Genomic DNA, 20239 nt, shown 5'->3' on the forward strand with positions numbered 1-20239 from the left:
GGACAGGGCCCGCCCGGTCCGGCCGACGGGGCGCACGCCCGGTCAGGCGAGGGCGATCCGTCCGGCGGCGCACACGGCGTGAGCCAGTTCGGCATGGCAGATGTCGCTGTGCGCGCCGTTGGGCGGGCCGCCCCGCCGCACCACGGCCGCCGCGTCCACACTCACGCACCCCCGGGCCGGAAGCGCCCCGCCGAGCGCCACCCGCCGGGCGTCGTCGACGGCCTTGAACCCGTCGAACCCGAGGGCGCCCCAGCGCTCCCACAGGTTGAGGAAGCCCGCGGAGTCGCCGGCGAGCTTGGACGCGAGCGGATAGAGCTTGCCGAGCGCGTCGTCGTGGCGCGAGAAGCAGCACACGAGCGGCCCGTCGACACGCCGCTCCACCCCGCGCAGCGCCCCGCCGCGCGAGCGGTCGTGGGGCAGCCGAGGGCTGAACGCGTAGTGCGAGAAGGCACCTTGGAGCAGGGTGGCGGACTTCACGCAGCGCGCCCCCGCGGGCATGCCGCGCAGCCCGTACGAGATCAGCCGGGCCCCGAAGCTGTGCCCGATCAGATGCACGCGCAGGCCCGGCACGTCCCCCGCGAGCAGACCGAGGGCGGGGCCGAGCCCCAACTGCCCGATGGCACCGGCCCGGCGCTTCATCGCGTAGTACGTGCCCTGCCGAAGGAGCTCCTTCGCGCCGCGCCACAGCCGTTTGCGGACCCCGTCGAGGAACTGCGCGCCGCGGGCGTCCTCCAGCATGGCCAGGAAGATCTCGCAGACCTCGACGGCGTCGTCGGTGAGCATCGCGGGCTCGCCCGCGCCGAGGTCGTCGGCGAACTCGTGCGCCGGGCTGGTGTCGCGCACCGCCACCAGATCGCGGACGAGCCGCCCGAACTCGTCCAGGCGGGAGCGGACTTCGGCGCGCTCCTGGAGCAGCCCCGCGATGCGGTCGAGCCGGGTCGCCTGCTCGGGTCCGGGGAAGGTCTGCGCCAGGAGGTCGCGGGTGGCCCGGTCCAGAGCCGGGTCGCCGGGCGTGGCCGGGGCCGCGGGCGGTGGCCCGGGTGCGGCCGCGGACGGCTCGAAGTCCGGGATCGGTTCGTCGGGGAAGCGGATCGAGGGCCAGAACACCCCGGCGTAGCCGAGGCGCACCCCGGCTCCGGCGAGCTGCTCGAACGGGGCGAAGAAGCGCCGGTACAGCTTCCGGGCCATCCGCTGGTCGTTGTTCCAGCCGTGCGCGAACACCAGCAGGTCGGTGACGCGTTCGCGTTCCGCGCCCGACAGGAGCCGGTCGCGCTGCGCGGCGTCGACGTCTCCGTCGGCGTCGAAGGTCAATTCCCAGTAGGGCTCCACGACCGCATGGTCCTGCCGGTCGGCGCTCATGGCCAGATGTCGCGCGGGAACACGCGAGAACACGTGGGAGCACACGGGGAAACACGGCGACACGCGGGAGCCGGTGCCGTCCCCCGGGCGGCGGCACCGGCTCCCGCGTGGGTCTGCGGGGCGCCTCGGTCAGTACGGCATCCGGTCGCCGGGGTGCGCGGGGGCGCCGTAGGGCACGGCGGGGGGCGGGGGCGGCGTCCGCTGGTCGCGGGCGTAGCGGTTGGTGGCGGGGAGCCAGGCGCACACGACGGCCACGAGCGCCGTGAGCAGCGCCACGAAGCTGAACGCCATGACGGATTCGGGTTCGTAGTCACCCAAGATGAGGACATGGGGGAACAAGGCCACGACGCCCGAAATGGTAATGAATACGCGCGCCCAAGTCGCCGCCTTCTTGCGGACGCAGAGTGTGAATACAAGCAGGCACACCGCGGTGAAAATGGCGAATCCGGCACGGGCCGCGAGTGCGCCTGCGCGGTCACTGACGAGCTCGTCCCAGATGGGTCCTGAGAGCGACTTGATGTCGGCCGCTGTCGTATTCGACGGCAGTCCGACGACGTCCGGATGGTCGTCGATGACGTCCCTGATGTTCTCGTCGGCCATGTCATTGCCGCCGGCGAGGACGAGCACCGCGCCGCCGATTGCGGACACCGCGGATATGACAGAGGTCCAGACCAGAGTGGTCAGGGTGCCGGGCCGCCGGACCGCGCGGTTTGCGCGGGCCGCGCGGCGGGGACCGACCGGCGCGGGCGCGACCTGGTATTGACTCACGGGTGGGTCTCTCCTCGGGGAGATGAAGGTTCGAGTGGGATTGGCTCGACCATTCCATGGGCACCACGAACACAGCCAGCATTTTCTGGAAGAAATCCCCAGATAATCTGGGGTGATCGGGGGATCAGTTTCCGCGACGGCTATGCTGCAATGCCGTAAAACTCAAAGGGAGTTGGAGAGAGTAAGTTCGCATGGCCTTAAACGGTCCCACGCAGTACCCCGCGGAACTGCTGGACACCACGATGGATCAGCTCCGTACGCTGCTCGCCGTGCACGAGACCGGCACGGCGCTCGCCGCCGCGCGCCAGCTCGGCCGGGAACAGTCCAGCGTGCAGAAGCAACTGGACACGATGAACCGCACGTTCGGCGCGCTGTGCGGTGAGGCGCTCGTGCTCAAGCGGGGCCGCGGCAAGGACGTCCTGTTCACCGCCACCGGCGAGCATCTGGTCGCGCTCGCGCGCAGCACGCTGTCCGCGTGGTCGGACGGCATCCACGACGCGCGCCGCCGCCTCGGCCGCACCCTCTCGGTCGGCTCGACCCGCTACACCCTCGGCTTCCTCCTTGACGCCGTGGAGCGCGTCAGCGACGCCTACGAACGCCGTGGCGTGGACCTGAAGGTCACCCACGTCCGCACCGGCGACCTCTTCGCCCGGCTGCGGTCCAAGGAGCTCGACCTGGTCTGCGGCAGCATCGTCGTCACGGAGGGCCAGGAGGCCGAGCTGGAGCCGTACGAGATCGTGGAGTGGCGGCGCAGCGGCCTGTCGATCCTCACGAACCTGCCGCCGCAGAAGCTGCCCGGCGACTCGGTCGACGCGAGCGAGCTGCCGGGCCTGCCCCTGGTGGTCTCCGCGGGCGGCCTCATCGCCCGCTTCCTCACCGCCTGGTACGGCGCCGACTTCCGCAAGGAGATGTCCATCGCGGCCGAGATCGAGGCCGCCCACTACGGTTTCGAACTGCTGCGGTCCGGCGTGGTCAGCGGGGCGATGCTGGTCACCCGCGGCATCGCGGAGGCCGCCGAGTCCGGCAGCCTCCCCGAGGCCGGGGGTCTGCGCCGCCTCGACGTCGTCGGCGACGTCGGGCCGCGCACCGAGGTCCTCGTCGGCGTCTTCACCCGGCGCGGCGACCGCGCGTCGTACGACGCGAACCACCCGCTGAACCTGCTGTGGGACGCCCTGGCGAAGGACAACGGACGCTGGTGGCTCAGCCGTTGACCGGCCGGGCCACCGGCGGCGCTACTGCGGCCGGTGGGCGGCCGTGGTGCGGTGCAGGTGGATGAGGACGTCGTGGTTCGCGCCGAGCCGGATGTCATACGGACCGTCCGGGTAGGCGGTGCCGATGCTGCGGGTCGGGCGGGCCTTGTCCAGCCACGCGCGCGCGGCGGCGGGCGCGTTCCGCATGTCCACGTAGTAGTCCTTGTACGACACCTTGTCGAGGGTGTGCTCGTTCGTGCCGGGCCCCGCGGGGCCCACGGTCCGCTGCTTCCACTTCGTGTCCTGGGTGCCCGTCGCGAGGAACGAGCCCCGGTCGAAGGAGAACCCGATGCTCCGGTACTTCGCCCCGAGCGCGTCCCGCAGGAAGGCGCCCTGCATCTTCGGGTACTTCGCGTCGCGCGACTCGTACCCGATGTGGGCGTTGTGCGCCGACACGAGTACCTTGCCGCCGGTCTGCCGCTGCCACCACACCGTGTTCTGCGCCATGATCCGGTCGCGGTAGCGCATCGCCCCGCTGACCCCGGAGGGCTTGTCGGTGTCGAAGGCGTAGATGTCCGCGGTCTGCATGACGGAGCGGGCGTGCTGGAGGGCCCAGGTGAACTTCGTGCCGCCGTGCTCCGGCCGGATGTCCTTGACCAGCTCGTACGCCGCCCGCGCCTGCTTCGCGAGCCGGGCGCGCTCGGCCAGGGGCAGCGCCAGATGGGCGTCCCCGTCCGTGACCTTCCGCAGCGGCGCGTACAGGGCCTCGACCCGGTCGAGCCGGTCGGGGGCGTGGCGGCGCACATAGTCGGTCACGGCGTCGTACAGCTCGACGCCCATGTGCGGGTTGTTGAGGTCGTTGCCCATGAAGCGCAGCTGGCGGTCCGGGTGCTGCTTGTTGTACTTCCGCATCCAGGTGAGCAGTTCGATGTACTCCTCGTTGTACCAGGGGCCCTTCGACAGCTCCTGGCGGACCAGCTCGCGCACGTCGCCGGGGCCGCCGCGCACATAGGCGTCGAAGCGCAGCCCCGTGGTCCAGCTGGCCTCCAGGGAGAAGGTCCGAAAGCCCTTCTCCTCGACCAGGTAGCGGAAGAGCCGGTCCTTCATGGTGAAGAACTCGTGGGTGCCATGGGTGGCTTCGCCGAGCCCCACCACCTTGGCGTCGCCCACCATCCGGCCGAGCGGCCGCAGGTCCTTCGTCGAGCCGGTGGGGCCCGTGGCGCGCAGGGGGTGCGCGGCGCTCTCGATGGCGCGCACCGGGCTGTCGGGGCGCGGGGCGGCCGTGGCGGCGACGGGGGCGAGCAGCGCCCCCGTCCCGACCGCTGTGACCAGCACCAGAGAGGCCCGTGACGGGGCGGTCCGTGCCATGTTCTGCCTCCAGGGAATCGCGTTCTGTACGAAGATCACGATTCCGTGCGGCGACCGGCGCGACCATCCCGGAGGCACCCGGTCCGATGGTGGGGTCCGCACCAGTGGGGCGCGGGGGGCACCGGTACCCGAGACCCCCTTTCGGGGCTACATACCGACTGGTTAGTCTGTCGCGGAGAGCGTGACCGACCAGCGCCTCGCGCCGACCGGCAGCCGGCCGGCCCGAGGATGACCGAGGCCGAAGGAGACCACCCGTGGAGAGCCTGCAGGGCAAGGGAGTCGTCGTCACCGGCGCAGGCGGCGGGATCGGGGCCGCGCTGGCCCGCCGCTTCGCCGCCGCCGGAGCCCGCGTCGTCGTCAACGACCTGGACGCGGCCAGGGCGGCGGAGGTGGCCGCCGAGGTGGGCGGCGTCGCCCTGCCCGGTGACGCCTCCGCGGTCGTGGCCGACGCCCTCGCCGCGCTCGACGGCACCGTCGACGTGTACTGCGCCAACGCCGGGCTCGCGTCCGGCGGCACCGAGGCCGCGGCCGAGCAGGTGTGGGCCGACGCCTGGGACGTGAACGTGATGGCGCACGTCCGGGCCGCGGAGGCGCTGGTCCCCGGCTGGCTGGAGCGGGGCGAGGGCCGGTTCGTGTCCACGGTGTCGGCGGCCGGGCTGCTCACGATGGTCGGCGCGGCGCCGTACAGCGTCACCAAGCACGGCGCGTACGCCTTCGCCGAATGGCTGTCCCTGACCTACCGTCACCGCGGTGTGAAGGTGCACGCGATCTGCCCGCAGGGCGTGCGCACGGACATGCTCACCGCCGCGGGCTCCGCCGGGGAACTCGTCCTCGCGCCCACCGCGATCGAGCCCGAGGACGTCGCCGACGCGCTGTTCACCGGCATGGCCGAGGACCGCTTCCTGATCCTGCCGCACCCCGAGGTCGCCGGTTACTACCAGGCGCGGGCCGCGACGCCCGACAAGTGGCTCACGAGCATGAACCACATCCAGCAGAAGTGGGAGGCGTCCGAGCGCTGAGCCGGCCCCGCGCACCGCCGACCCGTGCGGCGGAGGTCCTGAAGGAGCCGCCGAGGGCCGCGAATGGGAAGATCCTCCGGCGGGAACCGCGTTCCCGTCCATGAAGACCCGCGGCGGAACGCGGCGGGCCCGGCTGGAAGACCAGGACAGCATGCAACGGAAGGCAGGTGGCGGCAGTGGCCAGAACGACGGACGGTGACGGTACGCCCGTCCCGCAGAGGCTGCTCGCCGCCGCCACCCGGCTCTTCGCCGACCGCGGCTACGACCGTACGTCCGTGCAGGAGATCGTCGAGGCGGCGGGCGTCACCAAGGGCGCGCTCTACCACTACTTCGGGTCCAAGGACGATCTGCTGCACGAGGTGTACGCGCGGATGCTGCGGGTGCAGCAGGAGCGGCTCGACGCGTTCGCCGACGCGGACGAGCCGGTGGAGCGGCGGCTGCGGGACGCGGCGGCCGACGTCGTCGTCACCACCATCGCGCACCTCGACGACGCCTCGATCTTCTTCCGGTCGATGCACCACCTCAGCCCCGAGAAGCACAAGCAGGTACGGGCGGAGCGGCGCCGCTACCACGAGCGGTTCCGGGCCCTGATCGAGGAGGGCCAGGAGGCCGGGGTGTTCTCCACGGCGACCCCCGCCGACCTCGTCGTGGACTACCACTTCGGCTCCGTCCACCACCTGTCGACGTGGTACCGCCCCGACGGACCCCTGACCCCGCAGCAGGTCGCGGACCACCTGGCGGACCTGCTGCTGCGGGCACTCAGGCCGTAGGGCGCGGGGCGCACCGGGTACGGGTGGCGGGCCGACCGCCCGTCACCCCGCACCGGAACCACAGGTGCCGCTCGCACCGTGACCACGAGTGCCGTTCGCGCCGGAACCACAGGCTCCGCTCGCGCCCGAGTCAGAGGTACCGCTTCAACTCCCGCCGCGCCAGCGACCGCTGGTGCACCTCGTCGGGACCGTCGGCGAGGCGCAGCGTGCGCGCCGCCGCCCACAGCTCCGCCAGCGGGAAGTCCTGGCTCACACCGCCCGCGCCGTGCAGCTGGACGGCCCGGTCGAGGATGTCCACGACCGTCCGGGGCGTGGCGATCTTGATGGCCTGGATCTCGGTGTGCGCGCCCTTGTTGCCCACCGTGTCCATCAGCCAGGCCGTCTTCAGGACGAGCAGGCGCACCTGCTCGACGGCGACCCGCGCGTCCGCGATCCACTCCTGGACCACACCCTGCCGGGCCAGCGGCTTGCCGAACGCCGTCCGGTCCACGGCCCGGCGGCACATCAGCTCGATGGCACGCTCGGCCATGCCGATGAGGCGCATGCAGTGGTGGATGCGGCCGGGTCCGAGCCGCGCCTGGGCGATGGCGAAGCCGCCGCCCTCCTCTCCGACGAGGTTCGCCGCAGGGACCCGGGCCCCGTCGAAGACCACCTCCGCGTGACCGCCGTGGGAGTGGTCCTCGTACCCGTACACCCGCATGGCGCGGCGCACTTCGACGCCCGGGGTGTCACGGGGCACGAGCACCATCGACTGCTGGCGGCGGATGTCGGGGCCGTCCGGGTCGGTCTTGCCCATGACGATGAAGACCTTGCAGTCGGGGTTCATCGCCCCGGAGATGTACCACTTGCGGCCGGTGATGACGTAGGAGTCGCCGTCCCGCTCGATGTGCGTGGTGATGTTCGTGGCGTCCGACGAGGCCACCTCGGGCTCCGTCATGGCGAACGCCGAGCGGATCTCGCCCGCGAGCAGCGGCTCCAGCCACTGCTTCTTCTGCTCGTCGGTGCCGAACTGGGCGAGCACCTCCATGTTGCCGGTGTCCGGCGCCGCGCAGTTGAGGGCGGTCGGCGCCAGGTGCGGGCTGCGGCCGGTGATCTCGGCGAGCGGCGCGTACTGGAGGTTCGTCAGGCCCGCCCCGTACTCGGCGTCGGGCAGGAAGAGGTTCCACAGGCCCCGGCGGCGGGCCTCGGCCTTCAGCTCGCCGACGACGGCGGGCGTGTCCCACGGCGAGGCGAGCGCGGCGCGCTGCTCCTCGGCCACCGGCTCGGCGGGCAGGACGTGCTCGTCCATGAAGGCGAGCAGGCGGCCGCGGAGCTCCTCGGTGCGGGCGTCGTATGCGAAGTGCATGGTGGTGTCCGGGTCCTCTCGGGCTTGACGACATGTCAGGTCTACGGCGGGTCGCGCGTCCGACCGGTCAGGCCCTCGACAAGGTGCTCAGGCCGTGCTCGATGAAGACGGGCACGAGGTCGCCGATGCGGTCGAAGCCCGCGCCGACCGTCTGGCCGAGGGTGTAGCGGTAGTGGATGCCCTCCAGGATCACGGCGAGCTTGAACCAGGCGAACGCCGTGTACCAGGCGACGGCGGAGACGTCCCGGCCGGACCGGGCGGCATAGCGCTCGATCAGCTCGGCCGGGTCCGGGTGGCCGGGGGCGCCCGCCGTGGTGCTGACGGGGGACTCGGGGACCTCCAGGCGCACGCTGTACATCACGAGCAGGCCGAGGTCGGTGAGCGGGTCGCCGAGGGTGGACATCTCCCAGTCGAGGACGGCGGCGATGCGGTCGGCCTCGCCCGAGGTGTCGAGGAGGACGTTGTCCAGGCGGTAGTCGCCGTGCACCACGGTGGGCGCGGGGGAGGTGGGCAGGGACCGGCCGAGGGCCGCGTGCAGCTCCTCGATGCCGGGCAGGTCGCGGCCGCGCGACGCGTCCAGCTGCTTGCCCCAGCGTCGCAGCTGCCGGTCGAGGAAGCCCTCCGGCCGCCCGAAGTCGCCGAGCCCGACCGCCTCCGGGTCCACGGCGTGCAGGTCCACCAGGGTGTCGACGAGGCCGAGCACGGCGGCGCGGGTGCGCTCCGGGCCGAGCGGCGCGAGCTGCTCAGCGGTGCGGTAGGGCGTGCCCGCCACGAACTCCATGACGTAGAACGGCGCCCCGAGCACCTCCTCGTCCTCGCACAGAAGCACCGGCCGCGGCACCGGCACGTCCGTCGTGTGCAGGGCGCTGATCACCCGGTGCTCGCGCCGCATGTCGTGCGCGGTGGCGAGGACGTGGCCGAGCGGCGGGCGCCGCACCACCCAGCGCGCCGCCCCGTCCGTCACGGCGTACGTGAGGTTCGACCGGCCGCCCTCGATCAGCCGGGCCGTGAGCGGGCCCGCGGCGAGCAGGCCCGGCCGTTCGCGGTCGAGGTGGCCGCGCAGCCGGTCGAGGTCGAGGCCGGGCGGGCCGAGGGGACGGTCTTGGCTCATGGGTGAATCGCTCCTGATCATGAACGATGGGCGGCGGACAGTGGTCGGTCGTGCCAACGCTGCCGTTCATGATGCCGACCAGTCGGTATGTCGTCCAGAGGGTCCGGCCCGAACGTGATCAGGATCGCGGGTGCCGAGGGGCCGGAGCCCGGCCGGGGGGCGGGTGTCAAGGGGCGGGCGCCCGGTCGGGGAAGGGGTGACCGGGCGCCCTGGGAGGAGGGCTCAGGGGGAGCCGGGGCTCAGTGGTCGTCCCAGTGGCCGTCGTGCGCGGCGTGCCGGTGTCCGTCGTGGACGTAGTCGACGTGGTCCCCGTGCAGCACGCCGTCGTGCCCGCAGCCCTCGCCGTGCTGGTGCTCGTGGCCCTCGTGGGTGACGTGCGCGCTCGGCTCGCACTCGTCGTAGTGGCCGTCGTGCGCGGTGTGCAGATGGCCGTTGTGGGCGTAGTCGACATGGTCGCCGTGCGGTACCGCCTGGTGTCCGCAGTCCGGGCTGTGGGTGTGGTCGTGGGCCGCGTGTTCCTGGTGGAGCGTGGTCATGACGTACGCCTTCCGTGCGGGAGGTGTCCCTGTCGGCGGTGCCGGGTGACTCTCTCAGGCTAGTCCTCGATGCCTGTTTGATCCCGTTGTGAAACCTTTTCACTACTTCCATGACTCCGTGAGGCGACCCGATGAAAGCGATCAGCTACCGCGCGTACGGCGGGCCCGACGTCCTCGAGTACGGCGATGTGCGCGACCCGAAGGTCGGGCCCGACTCCGTCCTGGTCAAGGTGCGGGCCGCCGCCCTGAACCCGGTCGACTACAAATGCCGCGAGGGGTACCTGGACGCCGCCCTGGACGCCGTCTTCCCGGTGATCCCCGCCTGGGACGTGGCGGGCGTGGTGGTCCAGCCGGGCGCCGCCGCCCCGGAGTTCGCCGTCGGCGACGAGGTCATCGGATACGTACGCGAGGACTTCCTCTCGCGCGGCACCCTCGCCGAGTACGTGGCGGCGCCCGTGCGCACCCTCGCGCGCAAGCCGCGCAACCTCACCTTCGAGGAGGCCGCGGGGCTGCCCCTGGCCGGGCTCACCGCCTACCAGGTGATCACCAAGGCCCTGTCCGTCACCGACGGCGACGTCGTGCTCGTGCACGCGGCCGCGGGCGGCGTCGGCACCTTCGCCGTGCAGCTCGCCCGGCACGCGGGCGCCCGCGTCATCGGCACCGCGAGCGAACGCAACCACGCCTACCTGCGCGACCTCGGCGCGGAACCGGTCGTGTACGGCGACGGCCTGGCCGAGCGGGTACGCGCCCTCGCCCCCGAGGGCGTCGACGCGGCCTTCGACACCATCGGCGGCGACACCCTGAAGCTCTCCGCGGACCTCCTCGCCCCCGGCGGCCGCCTCGCCTCCATCGCCGACGGCTCCGTCCTCGCCCTCGGCGGCCAGTACTGCTTCGTCCGCCCCGACGCCGCCGACCTGACCCGCCTCACCGAACTCGTCGAACAGGACGTCCTCAGCGCCCACGTCCAGGAGACGTTCCCCCTGGAACGGGCGGCGGACGCGTTCCGGCTCCTGGAGGAGGGGCGGACGCGGGGGAAGATCGTGGTGCGGGTGGACTGGGCGGAGGAGGGCGGGCAGTAGGGGGCGGCTCCGCTCGGCCGCAGCCCCGCTAGAGGATCAGCGCCGCCGCGCACACCGCGAGCGCACCCGTGCACACGGCTGCCGCCGTGGCCGCGCGGCGGCCGAGGGGGTGCGGGCGGGCCGTCGTCAGCGCCGTCATCCTGCGGTGCGCGACCGCCAGGAAACCCAGCCACAGCAGCAGACACAGCGCGCACGCGACGGCGGCCACCACGGACGCCCCGTCGTGCAGGGCCGCCCGTGCGCCGAGCACCGCGGCGACCGTGCAGGTCAGTGTCGTACGCCGCCACGCGAGGCGGGTCCGCTCGGGCTGGAGGCCGGGGTCGCGCGGCGCGGCGTCCCGGAGGGCGGCACCCCCGGCCCCGCCGGTGCCCCCGGCGCCACCGGGGCCCGCGGCCTCGCTCACCCCTCCCACCCGAACACCACGACCACCACCATGGCCACCGCGACCACCGCCACGACCACGCCGAGGAGCGCCGGGAAACGGGACGCGGGCAGGTCCTCGCCGCGCCGCATGGCCTGCTCGCAGCGCACCCAGTGGTTCACGGCGCGCAGCGCGCACAGCACCCCGGCGGCGAGCAGCGCGAGGGCGAGGCCGACGCGTACGCCCCAACGCAGGTCGGGCAGGAACTGGTCCACGGCGAAGCCGCCGCCGATCAGCGCGAGGGCGGTGCGCAGCCAGGCGAGGAAGGTGCGTTCGTTGGCGAGGGAGAAGCGGTAGTCGGGGGTGTCGCCCTCCTGGCGGGCGCGCTCGGGGGCGAACCACAGCCTCAGGCTCTGTACGAAGGTGCTCACCGTTGCACGATAGGTCGCGCGGTGCGGGCCCCGCCCGCCGGGCGCCGTGGGCCGCGCCGGGCTATCCGGCGGCCCGGAACGCCCGCAGCCGGGCGTACGCGTCGAGGCCGTCCGGCACCCACTCCCACTCGGTGGTCCGCCGCTCCAGCTCCTCGTCGGTCAGGAAGTCGTGCCAGGCCACCTCCTCGCGCTGCGGGTCGACCGGGGTCGTGCAGCGCACCTCGTACACGGCCGACCACCAGGTGCGGCCCGCGCCGTCGTCGAACAGGAACTTGAACAGGGGTACGGGGCGGGGGAGTCCGCTGACGCCCAGCTCCTCCTGGGCCTCGCGCAGCGCCGCGTCGTCGTACGACTCGCCGGCCGCGACGACGCCGCCGACGAACATGTCGTAGCGGGAGGGGAAGACGAGCTTGTCCGGGGTGCGGCGGTGGACGAAGACGCGGCCCTCGGCGTCGCGGGCCTCGATGAACACGCAGCGGTGCCGTAGGCCGCGGGCGTACACCTCGCCGCGGCGGGCCGAACCCGTCACGTTGTCGTTCTCGTCGACGACGACCAGCACCTCGTCCGCCGGATCGGCAACCCCACGCATCTCCATCCCCCCATCCAACCGCACCCCCTCGGGGGACCTCCGCCCAGGCCTGCCACCGTGCACCCGCCACAACCTGCCACCCACCCACCTCGCACCGGCTTGCCCGAAAGCCCGGCACCGTCAGCCCCTCATTGGTCACCCCTGATCGGCGCTCCGCGCCTCGTCCTCAAACGCCGGACGGGCTCTTTCCCACCCACCCACCCCCGCCAGTGCTTCGGGCGAGCAACAGCCCGGCACCTTCAACCCCGAAACGGCTCACGCCACAGCGCCTCTCCATCCCACCCCGCAGCACCTTTCCGGCCCGCCCCGGCTGTATTCCAGCCCGTCCGGCGATTGAGGACGAGGCGCGGAGCGCCGATTCGACGGTGCCCCCGGTCCACGGCAACGGGACGCCCACCCCCGGGTCCAGGGGCGCAGCCCCCACGCGGCGGAGCCGCAAATTGTCACAGCCGGGAAGGGGCGGGATTGGGGAAAGCCCCGCAGGGCACCCACACTCACCCACCCCGACCAGTTGACTCCACCCCCCACCGAACCCAGGATCTGACTCACCGGTAACCGCCCCTCCCCTCCCCACCCCCCGCCGGCCGAGATCCTCGAAGGAGCCCCCATGGCCTACGACGCAGACGTCATCGTGATCGGCGCGGGCCTCGCCGGCCTCACGGCGACCGCCGAACTCGTCGACGCGGGCCGCAGGGTGATCCTCGTCGACCAGGAACCGGAACAGAGCCTCGGCGGCCAGGCCCACTGGTCCTTCGGCGGCCTGTTCTTCGTGGACTCACCGGAACAGCGCCGCATGCGCATCAAGGACCACAGGGAACTGGCCCTGCAGGACTGGCTGGGCACAGCGGCGTTCGACCGCGAGGAGGACCACTGGCCCCGCAAGTGGGCGGAGGCGTACGTCGACTTCGCCGCAGGCGAGAAGCGCCCGTGGCTGCACGCCCAGGGAGTCCGCTTCTTCCCGGTGGTCGGCTGGGCGGAGCGCGGCGGCTACGACGCCCAGGGCCACGGCAACTCCGTCCCCCGCTTCCACATCACCTGGGGCACGGGCCCCGGCCTCCTCGCCCCCTTCGTGCGCCGCGTCCACGAGGGCGCGGCCCGCGGCCTGGTGCAGTTCAAGTTCCGCCACCGCGTGACGGGCCTCGCGCGCACGGGCGGCGTCGTCGACACCGTGAGCGGCGAGATCCTCGCGCCCTCCGGCGTCGAACGCGGCAAGGCCAGCAGCCGCGAGGTGTCCGGCTCGTTCGAGTTCCGCGCCCAGGCGGTGATCGTCACGTCCGGCGGCATCGGCGGCAACCACGACCTCGTACGCGCCAACTGGCCGAAGCGCCTCGGCAACCCGCCGGAGAAGATGATCTCGGGCGTGCCCGCGCATGTGGACGGCCTGATGCTCGGCATCGCCGAGGGCGCGGGCGCGCACCTGATCAACCGCGACCGGATGTGGCACTACACGGAGGGCATCGAGAACTGGGCCCCGATCTGGGACCGGCACGGCATCCGCATCCTGCCGGGCCCGTCCTCGCTGTGGCTGGACGCCCGCGGCAACCGCCTGCCCGTACCGCTGTTCCCGGGCTTCGACACGCTCGGCACCTTGGACCACATCATGCACACCGGGTACGACTACACGTGGTTCGTGCTCAACCAGCGCATCATCGGCAAGGAGTTCACGCTCTCCGGGTCCGAGCAGAACCCCGACCTGACGGGCAAGTCCGTGCGCGGCGTCATCGACCGGGCGCGGGCCGACGTGCCGGGCCCGGTGAAGGCGTTCATGGACAACGGCGTGGACTTCGTCGTGGAGCGCGACCTGGGCGCGCTGGTGCGGGGCATGAACGCCCTGACGAAGGAACCCCTCATCGACGAGGCGACGCTGCACCGCACGATCGCCGCGCGCGACCGCGAGATCGTCAACCCGTTCACGAAGGACTTGCAGGTCAACGCCATTCGCGGCGCCCGCAAGTTCGTCGGCGACCGGCTCATCAGGACGGTCGCGCCGCACCCGATCCTCGACCCGAAGGCGGGCCCGCTCGTCGCCGTGCGCCTGAACATCCTCACCCGCAAGACCCTGGGCGGCCTGGAGACCGACCTCGCCTCGCGCGTGCTGCAGGAGGGCGGGGACCCGCTGCCGGGCGTGTACGCCGCCGGGGAGGCCGCCGGATTCGGCGGCGGGGGAGTGCACGGCTACCGCTCCCTGGAGGGGACGTTCCTCGGCGGCTGCCTGTTCTCGGGGCGCGCGGCGGGGCGGGCGGCGGGGAAGGCGGTCGGCTGAGGTCCGCCCGGGGCGGCGGGGAAGGCGGTCCGCCGAGGACTGCCCAAGGCGGTGCACAAGTTGGGCATGCGGGGGCAATTCGACAGGGAGGCGTCAAGTCGGGCGTCCGGGGCCGGGGTTGGGCAAGGAGTCACGTACGGGCCAGACGGTAACGGGGCCTTGACGCGGAGCGTCGCATACCGCTTTGCTGTGCGTGATCACACGCTCGCCCAACGCGTCGGGGAGGACGTCCCGCGGTGTCTCCACCTCCGCCCCCGCCGCTCGGCCGCTCCCGCAAAAAGGCCGCGCACACCTTCGACGCCGCCCTCGACGACACCGAACTCGTCACCGCGCGCGCCGCGTTGGCCCAGGGGCGCTGGACCGAGGTGCGCGCGCTGCTCGCGGCCACCGGCGACGACTGGGACCTGAGGGGCCACCGTTTCGATGTCCTCGGGCGCGAGTCCGCCACCGCGGCCTGGGCCCGTGACTGGCGGCTCGCCGAACCGGAGAGCGTCGACGCCGTCGCCCTGCTCGCCTTCGCCTGCGTGCACCGGGCGCTGCGCGGCAAGGAGCGCTCCGAGAAGGCCCGCGCCGCCTGCCGCGAGGCCGCGGCCCTCGTCCCCGCCGACCCCACCCCCTGGCTCGCGCTGCTGCTCCTGGAGCGCAGCCTCGGCCACGAGGAGGACGTCGTACGCCTCTTCGACGAGGTCCGCCACCGGCACCCCGAGCACCACCACGCCCACCACCTGATGGTCGCGCGGCTCGCCGAGCGGCGGCCAGGGGCGGGCCAGGACCCGCTGCACGAGGTGTACGACTTCGCCTCCTGGGCCGCCGAACAGGCCCCCGACCACTCGCCGCTCTCGGTGCTCCCGGTGATCGCGCACGCCGAGCGCTACCGCGTGCTCGCCACCGCGGGCAGCGAGAACAAGGACCCGGTCGCCTCCGGACACTGGACGAGCCGCCGCGCCCGGCAGGTGATGAAGGCGTCCTTCGACTGGTGGCTGGAGTGGGAGATGCCGCACGAGTCGGTGCACCCGCGCGCCTTCGTCGACCTCAACTTCCTCGCCCACGCCCGGTTCTGCGAGGGCCGGGCGGCCGAGTCCGCGGCCCTGTTCCACCGCATCGGCCGGCACGCGACCGAGGTCCCCTGGTCGTATCCCGACCGCGATCCGCACCAGGCCTACTTCGCCGCCCGCGGCACGGCACTCGGCACGGCCTGACCCGCACCACCGCACCACCGCGACTCCGCACCACCCGGCACGCGCGAGGCGCCACCCGCGCGTGGCACGCAACACCCGGCACACGAGACGCACGACCAACGGCCCCCTGCGGGCGGAGAGGACGACCGCGCCATGGCGACGGGCAGTTCGAGCACCAGCGCAAGCAGCACCGGCGGCGGCACGGGATCCCGCGGCAGGTCCGTCCCGCGGCAGGGCGGCGGCATCGTCACGTACATGGGCCAGGAGCGGGCCCTGCGCGCGGGCCGCCTCGGCACCGCGGGCCTGCTCCTGTCCGTGCTCGCCGCCACCGGGCCGCTCATGGTCGTCGCGGGCGTCATGCCGACGACGTACGGCGTGATGGGCGTGGTGGGCCAGCCCCTGCTGTTCCTGATACTCGGCGTCGTCCTCGCCCTGTTCAGCTTCGGCTACGCGGAGATGAGCCGGCACGTCCACAACGCCGGCGCCTTCTACGCCTACATCTCGCGCGGCCTCGGCGGCACCGCGGGCGCGGCGGCCTCCGTCGTCGCGCTCGTCGCCTACAGCGTGCTCCAGGTGGGCCTGTTCGGCATCCTCGGCTTCGAGGTGTCCGGGCTGCTCGACAAGTACCTCGACGTCACCGTCGGCTGGTGGGTCCCCGCGCTCGTCACCGTCCTGCTGGTCGGCGCCCTCGGCTGGCTGAAGATCGACCTCAACGCGCGCGTGCTCGGCGTGCTGCTGCTCATCGAGGTCGCGCTCGTCGTCATCTTCGACATCGCCGCCGTCGCCGACCCGGCGAAGGAGGGCCTGTCGCTGCACGCGTTCAACCCCGACACCCTCACCGGCGCGGGCGTCGCCACCTCGCTGTGCTTCTGCATAGCGGCGTTCACCGGCTTCGAGCAGGCACCCGTGTACGCCGAGGAGACCAGTCGCCCGCAAGTCGTGGTCGCGCGCGTGATGTTCTTCGCCGTCGGCTTCGTCGCCGTCTTCTTCGCCCTCAGCTCCTGGGCCCTCACCGTCGCCGCCGGACCCTCCGGCATCGTGCCCGCCGCACAGCAGCAGAGCGCGGGGCTGCTGTTCGGACTCACCGAGCCACGGCTCGGCGGCACCTTCACCGACGTCCTGCACATCCTGTTCGTGACCGGCATCTTCGCGGCCATACTGAGCTTCCACAACGTCGTCGCCCGCTACGCCTTCGCCATGGGCCGCGAGGGCTTGCTGCCCTCGGCCTTCGCCCGCACCAACAGCGCGAGCGGCGCGCCGGGCACGGGCTCGCTGCTCCAGACCGTGATCTCCGTCGTCGTCGTGATCGCCTTCGCCGTCACCGACGACGGACCCGCGGGCGACCCGACCGCGCCCGTCCTGCGCCTGTTCACCTGGGGCGGCAACGTGGGCGCCCTCGGCGTCCTGCTCCTGATGGCCACCGCGTCCGTGGCCGTCATCGTCTTCTTCGTCCGGCGCGGCGCCGCGGCCGCCCAGGCCTGGCGGATCGCGGCCTCCGGCCTCGCCGCGGCCGCGCTGCTCGTCATCGCGGGCTACACCGTCAAGGACTTCGACGTCCTCGTCGGCGCGGGCCCCGACTCCTCGCTGAGCTGGGTCCTGCCGGGCATCATCGGCGTCGCGGCGGTCGTGGGCCTCGCGTACGGGGCGTACCTGAAGCGGGCCCGCCCGGCGGCGCACGCGCGCATCGGGCTCGGCAACGAGGCGTTCCAGCTGGAGAAGGCGGCGGGGGACGCGGGGCGCGAGGGCTGAGACCCCTGCCGGGCGGATGTGACGAAGCGCTGACGGACACCCGCGGGCCCTGGCCTCCCGTGCCCGCGGGTGCTCGAATCGAGGGGTGACCACCGAACACCGGGACGCCGCCGGGCGGGACCCGGCGCACGAGCGGGACCCGGCCGACCGCCACGGACCCGCCCAACCCGAGGCCGACGGCACCCCCGTGGGCCGCCGCCTGGTCCTCGGCACGCTCGCGCTCGGCGCCCTCGGCGTGGCCGCCGCGCCCCCGCTCCAGCGCGGCCTCGAACGCTTCCTGGGCGCCGCGTCCGACAAGGACCCCACCGGCCTCACCCAGCTCCTGCCCAACGGCGGCGGCTTCCGCTACTACTCGGTCGCCTCCTCCGTACCCCGCAAGAACGCCTCGTCCTACCGCCTGGCGGTCACCGGACTCGTCGACCGCCCCGCCACGTACACCCTCGCCCAACTCCGCGCGCGCCCGCAGACCCGGATCGTCCGGGACGTCCAGTGCGTGACGGGCTGGCGCGTGCCCGACACGCCCTTCGAAGGGGTCCGGCTGTCCCGTCTCCTCGACGCCGCCGGGGTCCGCCCGACCGCCCGCGCCGTCCGCTTCACCTGCTTCGACGGGACGTACAGCGAGAGCCTCACCCTCGAACAGGCCTGCAGGAGCGACGTGTTGGTGGCCCTGCGCATGCAGGACAAGGACCTGAACCACGCCCACGGCGGCCCCGTCCGCCTCTACGTCGCGCCCATGTACTTCTACAAATCCGCGAAATGGCTGTCCGGCATCGAACTCACCGACAAGGTCGAGCCCGGCTACTGGGAGCGCAGGGGATATGACGTGGACGCGTGGGTCGGCCGGTCGAACGGGCGCAGCGATGACCCGACCGCCTGAGCCCGGGCGGGTGCGGCGCTTCAGCCGCGGCGAGCGGTGGGTGCACCGGGGCACGGCCTGGCTGATGATCGTGTGCGTGGTGAGTGCCGCGTGCCTCTACGTCCCCCAACTCGCCGAACTCGTCGGCCGGCGGGCGCTCGTGGTGGACGTCCACAAGTGGTCCGGGCTGCTCCTTCCCGTCCCCTTCCTGGCCGGGCTCGCCTCCCGTGCCTTCCGCGCGGACCTGCGACTCCTCAACCGCTACGGCGCGCACGACCGGCGCTGGCTCGCCGCCCTCCGGCACCGCGATCCGCGCCGTACGGCGCGCTGGGCGGGGAAGTTCAACGCCGGGCAGAAGGTGTTCGCCGCGTGGGTCGGCGGGGCGGTCCTCGTCATGCTCGGCACGGGGCTCGTCATGTGGCGCACGGACCTCTTCCCGCTCCTCTGGCGCACGAGCTCCACGTTCGTCCACGACTGGCTCGCCCTCACGCTCGGCGTCGTCCTCCTCGGCCACATCGCCCTGGCCCTGCGGGACCCGGAGTCCCGCCGAGGCATGCGAACCGGGTCGGTGGACCCGGGGTGGGCACAGCGGGAGCATCCGCTCTGGCGGAGGTAGGGGGCCTGGCCGGGGGCTCCCCAATCCCACCCCTTCCCGTAACCAGGGGCTGCCGCCCCTGGAACCCGCTTGTCGCCGCTGCGCGGCTCGTCCTCAAACGCCGGACGGGCTGAAATCAGCCCCTCCGGCGTTTGAGGAGCGGGGTCTGGGGCGGAGCCCCAGGTTCGGGAAGGGGCGGGACTGGGGCGCCCCCGCGAGGGCACCCCACCGCACCCCCCGCTACAACACCAACGACAGCAACAACACAAACCCCAACGCCACCACAGAAATGATCGTCTCCATCACCGACCACGTCTTGATGGTCTGCCCCACATCAAGCCCGAAGTACTCCTTCACCAGCCAGAACCCCGCATCGTTGACATGGCTGAAGAACAACGACCCGGCCCCGATGGCAAGCACGAGCAACGCGGCATGCGAGGTGGACATGTCCGCGGCGAGCGGAGCCACGAGCCCGGCGGCCGAGATCGTGGCGACGGTCGCCGACCCCGTGGCGAGCCGAATCGCGACAGCGATGAGCCAGGCGAGCAGGAGCGCCGGAATGGACCAGTCCTCGGAGAAGTCGAGGATCATCTGCCCGACCCCCACGTCGATGAGGGTCTGCTTGAACCCACCACCGGCCCCGACGATCATCAGCACACCCGCGATGGGCGCGAGCGACTTCTCGACGGTCGTGGACAGCCGTTCCTTGGTGAAGCCCGCGGCCCGCCCGAGGGTGAACATCCCGACGAGCACGGCGGCGAGCAGCGCGATCAGGGGCGACCCGACGACGTCGAAGACACGTTGGACGGTGGCGTCCGGATCATCCACGACGATGTCGACGAGCGCCTTGGCCAGCATCATGACGACCGGCAGCAGCACGGTGGCGACGGTGACGCCGAACCCGGGCCGCTTCTCCAGGTCCTCGGAGGGCCGCTGCGGAATCATCTTCTCGGGCGGGGCGACGTCCACCCACCGAGCGGCGACCTTCGAGAACAGCGGCCCCGCGATGACGACGGTCGGAATGGCGACGAGCACGCCGAGCGCGAGCGTCACGCCCAGGTTGGCCTTCACCGCGTCGATGGCGACGAGCGGCCCGGGATGCGGCGGGATGAGCCCGTGCATCACGGAGAGCCCGGCGAGCGCGGGGATGCCGATGCGCATCAGGGAGTAGTTGCCGCGCTTGGCGACCATCAGGACGACGGGGATCAGCAGCACGATGCCGACCTCGAAGAACAGCGGAAGCCCGATGACGGAGGCGATGAGCACCATCGCCCACGGCATGGCACGCCCGCCGGACTTCCCGGCCTTCGCGAGGATCGTGTCGACGATCTGGTCCGCGCCGCCGGAGTCGGCGAGCAGCTTGCCGAGGATCGCGCCGAGCGCGATGAGGACGCCGACGCCCGCGACGGTGGACCCGAGCCCGGTGGTGAAGCTGGCGATCGCCTTGTCGAGCGGCGCGCCCGCGAAGGCGCCGAGCGCCAGCGAGCCGATGGTCAGCGCCAGGAAGGCGTGGACCTTGAACTTCGTGATGAGCAGAACGATGACGGCGATGCCCGCGAGAACGGCGATCCCGAGCTGGGCGTGGCCCGCCGAGGTGATCGGTTCGACGGGGTCCGCTGCCAGCATCTCGACGCTGAGACTGGTCACGGTGGGTTCCTTGTACGTGGACGTG

Annotated in this window: 19 protein-coding genes; 9 read left to right on the plus strand and 10 right to left on the minus strand. The window is 72.6% G+C overall.

All coding sequences use genetic code 11. The features are described from left to right. Positions 1 to 42: 42 nt before the first annotated feature. Both AB6L24_RS11720 and AB6L24_RS11725 read right to left on the minus strand, forming a co-directional pair. Positions 43 to 1359: a serine-threonine protein kinase gene (locus AB6L24_RS11720; RefSeq protein ID WP_405654863.1), complete on the minus strand. Its 1317-nt coding sequence runs from the start codon at positions 1357 to 1359 to the stop codon at positions 43 to 45. Positions 1360 to 1488: 129 nt separating this feature from the next. Next, on the minus strand, positions 1489 to 2127 hold the full coding sequence (locus AB6L24_RS11725) for a hypothetical protein (RefSeq protein ID WP_405654865.1): 639 nt from the start codon (positions 2125 to 2127) through the stop codon (positions 1489 to 1491). Positions 2128 to 2318: 191 nt separating this feature from the next. Here AB6L24_RS11725 and AB6L24_RS11730 point away from each other — a divergent pair, with 191 nt between their 5' ends. Next, complete coding sequence (locus AB6L24_RS11730) at positions 2319 to 3338, plus strand: LysR family transcriptional regulator (protein ID WP_380852553.1); 1020 nt, start codon at positions 2319 to 2321, stop codon at positions 3336 to 3338. A gap of 21 nt (positions 3339 to 3359) precedes the next feature. On the opposite strand, the gene AB6L24_RS11735 is transcribed toward AB6L24_RS11730, so the two are convergent. Continuing rightward, positions 3360 to 4685, minus strand: coding sequence for an erythromycin esterase family protein (locus tag AB6L24_RS11735; protein WP_405654868.1), 1326 nt, complete (start codon positions 4683 to 4685; stop codon positions 3360 to 3362). A 254-nt stretch (positions 4686 to 4939) separates the two neighbouring features. Here AB6L24_RS11735 and AB6L24_RS11740 point away from each other — a divergent pair, with 254 nt between their 5' ends. Together AB6L24_RS11740 and AB6L24_RS11745 are read left to right on the plus strand one after the other, a co-directional pair. Next, positions 4940 to 5704: an SDR family oxidoreductase gene (locus tag AB6L24_RS11740; protein WP_380852559.1), complete on the plus strand. Its 765-nt coding sequence runs from the start codon at positions 4940 to 4942 to the stop codon at positions 5702 to 5704. 176 nt (positions 5705 to 5880) lie between these two features. Continuing rightward, on the plus strand, positions 5881 to 6474 hold the full coding sequence (locus tag AB6L24_RS11745; RefSeq protein ID WP_405654870.1) for a TetR/AcrR family transcriptional regulator: 594 nt from the start codon (positions 5881 to 5883) through the stop codon (positions 6472 to 6474). A gap of 130 nt (positions 6475 to 6604) precedes the next feature. Here the strand turns inward: AB6L24_RS11745 and AB6L24_RS11750 are convergent, their stop codons facing one another. The 3 genes from AB6L24_RS11750 to AB6L24_RS11760 form a co-directional block, all read right to left on the minus strand. Next, positions 6605 to 7819, minus strand: coding sequence for an acyl-CoA dehydrogenase family protein (locus AB6L24_RS11750; RefSeq protein WP_380852562.1), 1215 nt, complete (start codon positions 7817 to 7819; stop codon positions 6605 to 6607). 67 nt (positions 7820 to 7886) lie between these two features. Continuing rightward, positions 7887 to 8930 (minus strand): phosphotransferase family protein, encoded by a 1044-nt coding sequence (locus AB6L24_RS11755; RefSeq protein WP_405654872.1) that lies wholly within the window; start codon positions 8928 to 8930, stop codon positions 7887 to 7889. 239 nt (positions 8931 to 9169) lie between these two features. After that, complete coding sequence (locus AB6L24_RS11760) at positions 9170 to 9466, minus strand: hypothetical protein (protein ID WP_405654875.1); 297 nt, start codon at positions 9464 to 9466, stop codon at positions 9170 to 9172. A 131-nt stretch (positions 9467 to 9597) separates the two neighbouring features. Between AB6L24_RS11760 and AB6L24_RS11765 the strand changes: the two genes are divergently transcribed. Further along, positions 9598 to 10545: an NADP-dependent oxidoreductase gene (locus AB6L24_RS11765; protein WP_405654878.1), complete on the plus strand. Its 948-nt coding sequence runs from the start codon at positions 9598 to 9600 to the stop codon at positions 10543 to 10545. A gap of 28 nt (positions 10546 to 10573) precedes the next feature. Here the strand turns inward: AB6L24_RS11765 and AB6L24_RS11770 are convergent, their stop codons facing one another. From AB6L24_RS11770 to AB6L24_RS11780, 3 genes are all read right to left on the minus strand, one after another. Further along, complete coding sequence (locus AB6L24_RS11770; protein WP_405654880.1) at positions 10574 to 10948, minus strand: DUF202 domain-containing protein; 375 nt, start codon at positions 10946 to 10948, stop codon at positions 10574 to 10576. After that, positions 10945 to 11337 (minus strand): YidH family protein, encoded by a 393-nt coding sequence (locus AB6L24_RS11775; RefSeq protein WP_380852577.1) that lies wholly within the window; start codon positions 11335 to 11337, stop codon positions 10945 to 10947. Before AB6L24_RS11775 ends, AB6L24_RS11770 begins: the two co-directional genes overlap by 4 nt. A gap of 61 nt (positions 11338 to 11398) precedes the next feature. Then, positions 11399 to 11932 (minus strand): NUDIX hydrolase, encoded by a 534-nt coding sequence (locus AB6L24_RS11780; RefSeq protein ID WP_405654882.1) that lies wholly within the window; start codon positions 11930 to 11932, stop codon positions 11399 to 11401. Between the two features lie 601 nt (positions 11933 to 12533). Here AB6L24_RS11780 and AB6L24_RS11785 point away from each other — a divergent pair. From AB6L24_RS11785 to AB6L24_RS11805, 5 genes are all read left to right on the plus strand, one after another. Then, the gene (locus AB6L24_RS11785) at positions 12534 to 14189 is read left to right on the plus strand and encodes an FAD-binding dehydrogenase (RefSeq protein ID WP_405654884.1); all 1656 of its coding nucleotides are present in this window, start codon (positions 12534 to 12536) and stop codon (positions 14187 to 14189) included. A 236-nt stretch (positions 14190 to 14425) separates the two neighbouring features. Then, positions 14426 to 15388 (plus strand): hypothetical protein, encoded by a 963-nt coding sequence (locus AB6L24_RS11790; RefSeq protein ID WP_405654886.1) that lies wholly within the window; start codon positions 14426 to 14428, stop codon positions 15386 to 15388. 132 nt (positions 15389 to 15520) lie between these two features. Continuing rightward, a complete protein-coding gene (locus tag AB6L24_RS11795; protein WP_405654888.1) occupies positions 15521 to 17116 on the plus strand; it encodes an APC family permease in 1596 nt (531 codons plus the stop codon). A 187-nt stretch (positions 17117 to 17303) separates the two neighbouring features. Continuing rightward, entirely contained in the window at positions 17304 to 17993 is a 690-nt protein-coding gene (locus tag AB6L24_RS11800; protein WP_405657135.1) for a molybdopterin-dependent oxidoreductase, read from the plus strand. Beyond that, positions 17977 to 18588 carry a cytochrome b/b6 domain-containing protein gene (locus tag AB6L24_RS11805; protein WP_405654890.1) on the plus strand — a complete coding sequence of 204 codons (612 nt, stop codon included), beginning with the start codon at positions 17977 to 17979 and terminating at the stop codon, positions 18586 to 18588. Before AB6L24_RS11800 ends, AB6L24_RS11805 begins: the two co-directional genes overlap by 17 nt. A 219-nt stretch (positions 18589 to 18807) precedes the next feature. Here AB6L24_RS11805 and AB6L24_RS11810 read toward each other — a convergent pair whose 3' ends face one another. Then, positions 18808 to 20214 (minus strand): gluconate:H+ symporter, encoded by a 1407-nt coding sequence (locus tag AB6L24_RS11810; RefSeq protein WP_380852594.1) that lies wholly within the window; start codon positions 20212 to 20214, stop codon positions 18808 to 18810. Positions 20215 to 20239: the final 25 nt, after the last annotated feature.

This window comes from Streptomyces sp. RK9 (assembly GCF_045070545.1).
GTDB classification, from domain to species: domain Bacteria; phylum Actinomycetota; class Actinomycetes; order Streptomycetales; family Streptomycetaceae; genus Streptomyces; species Streptomyces alboflavus.

Bases quoted from the DNA above. Each gene is read 5' to 3' on its own strand.
- AB6L24_RS11720 (WP_405654863.1), bottom strand. From the start codon at position 1,359: ATGAGCGCCGACCGGCAGGACCATGCGGTCGTGGAGCCCTACTGGGAA.
- AB6L24_RS11730 (WP_380852553.1), top strand. From the start codon at position 2,319: ATGGCCTTAAACGGTCCCACGCAGTACCCCGCGGAACTGCTGGACACC.
- AB6L24_RS11735 (WP_405654868.1), bottom strand. From the start codon at position 4,685: ATGGCACGGACCGCCCCGTCACGGGCCTCTCTGGTGCTGGTCACAGCG.
- AB6L24_RS11750 (WP_380852562.1), bottom strand. From the start codon at position 7,819: ATGCACTTCGCATACGACGCCCGCACCGAGGAGCTCCGCGGCCGCCTG.
- AB6L24_RS11755 (WP_405654872.1), bottom strand. From the start codon at position 8,930: ATGAGCCAAGACCGTCCCCTCGGCCCGCCCGGCCTCGACCTCGACCGG.
- AB6L24_RS11760 (WP_405654875.1), bottom strand. From the start codon at position 9,466: ATGACCACGCTCCACCAGGAACACGCGGCCCACGACCACACCCACAGC.
- AB6L24_RS11765 (WP_405654878.1), top strand. From the start codon at position 9,598: ATGAAAGCGATCAGCTACCGCGCGTACGGCGGGCCCGACGTCCTCGAG.
- AB6L24_RS11780 (WP_405654882.1), bottom strand. From the start codon at position 11,932: ATGGAGATGCGTGGGGTTGCCGATCCGGCGGACGAGGTGCTGGTCGTC.
- AB6L24_RS11785 (WP_405654884.1), top strand. From the start codon at position 12,534: ATGGCCTACGACGCAGACGTCATCGTGATCGGCGCGGGCCTCGCCGGC.
- AB6L24_RS11795 (WP_405654888.1), top strand. From the start codon at position 15,521: ATGGCGACGGGCAGTTCGAGCACCAGCGCAAGCAGCACCGGCGGCGGC.
- AB6L24_RS11805 (WP_405654890.1), top strand. From the start codon at position 17,977: ATGACCCGACCGCCTGAGCCCGGGCGGGTGCGGCGCTTCAGCCGCGGC.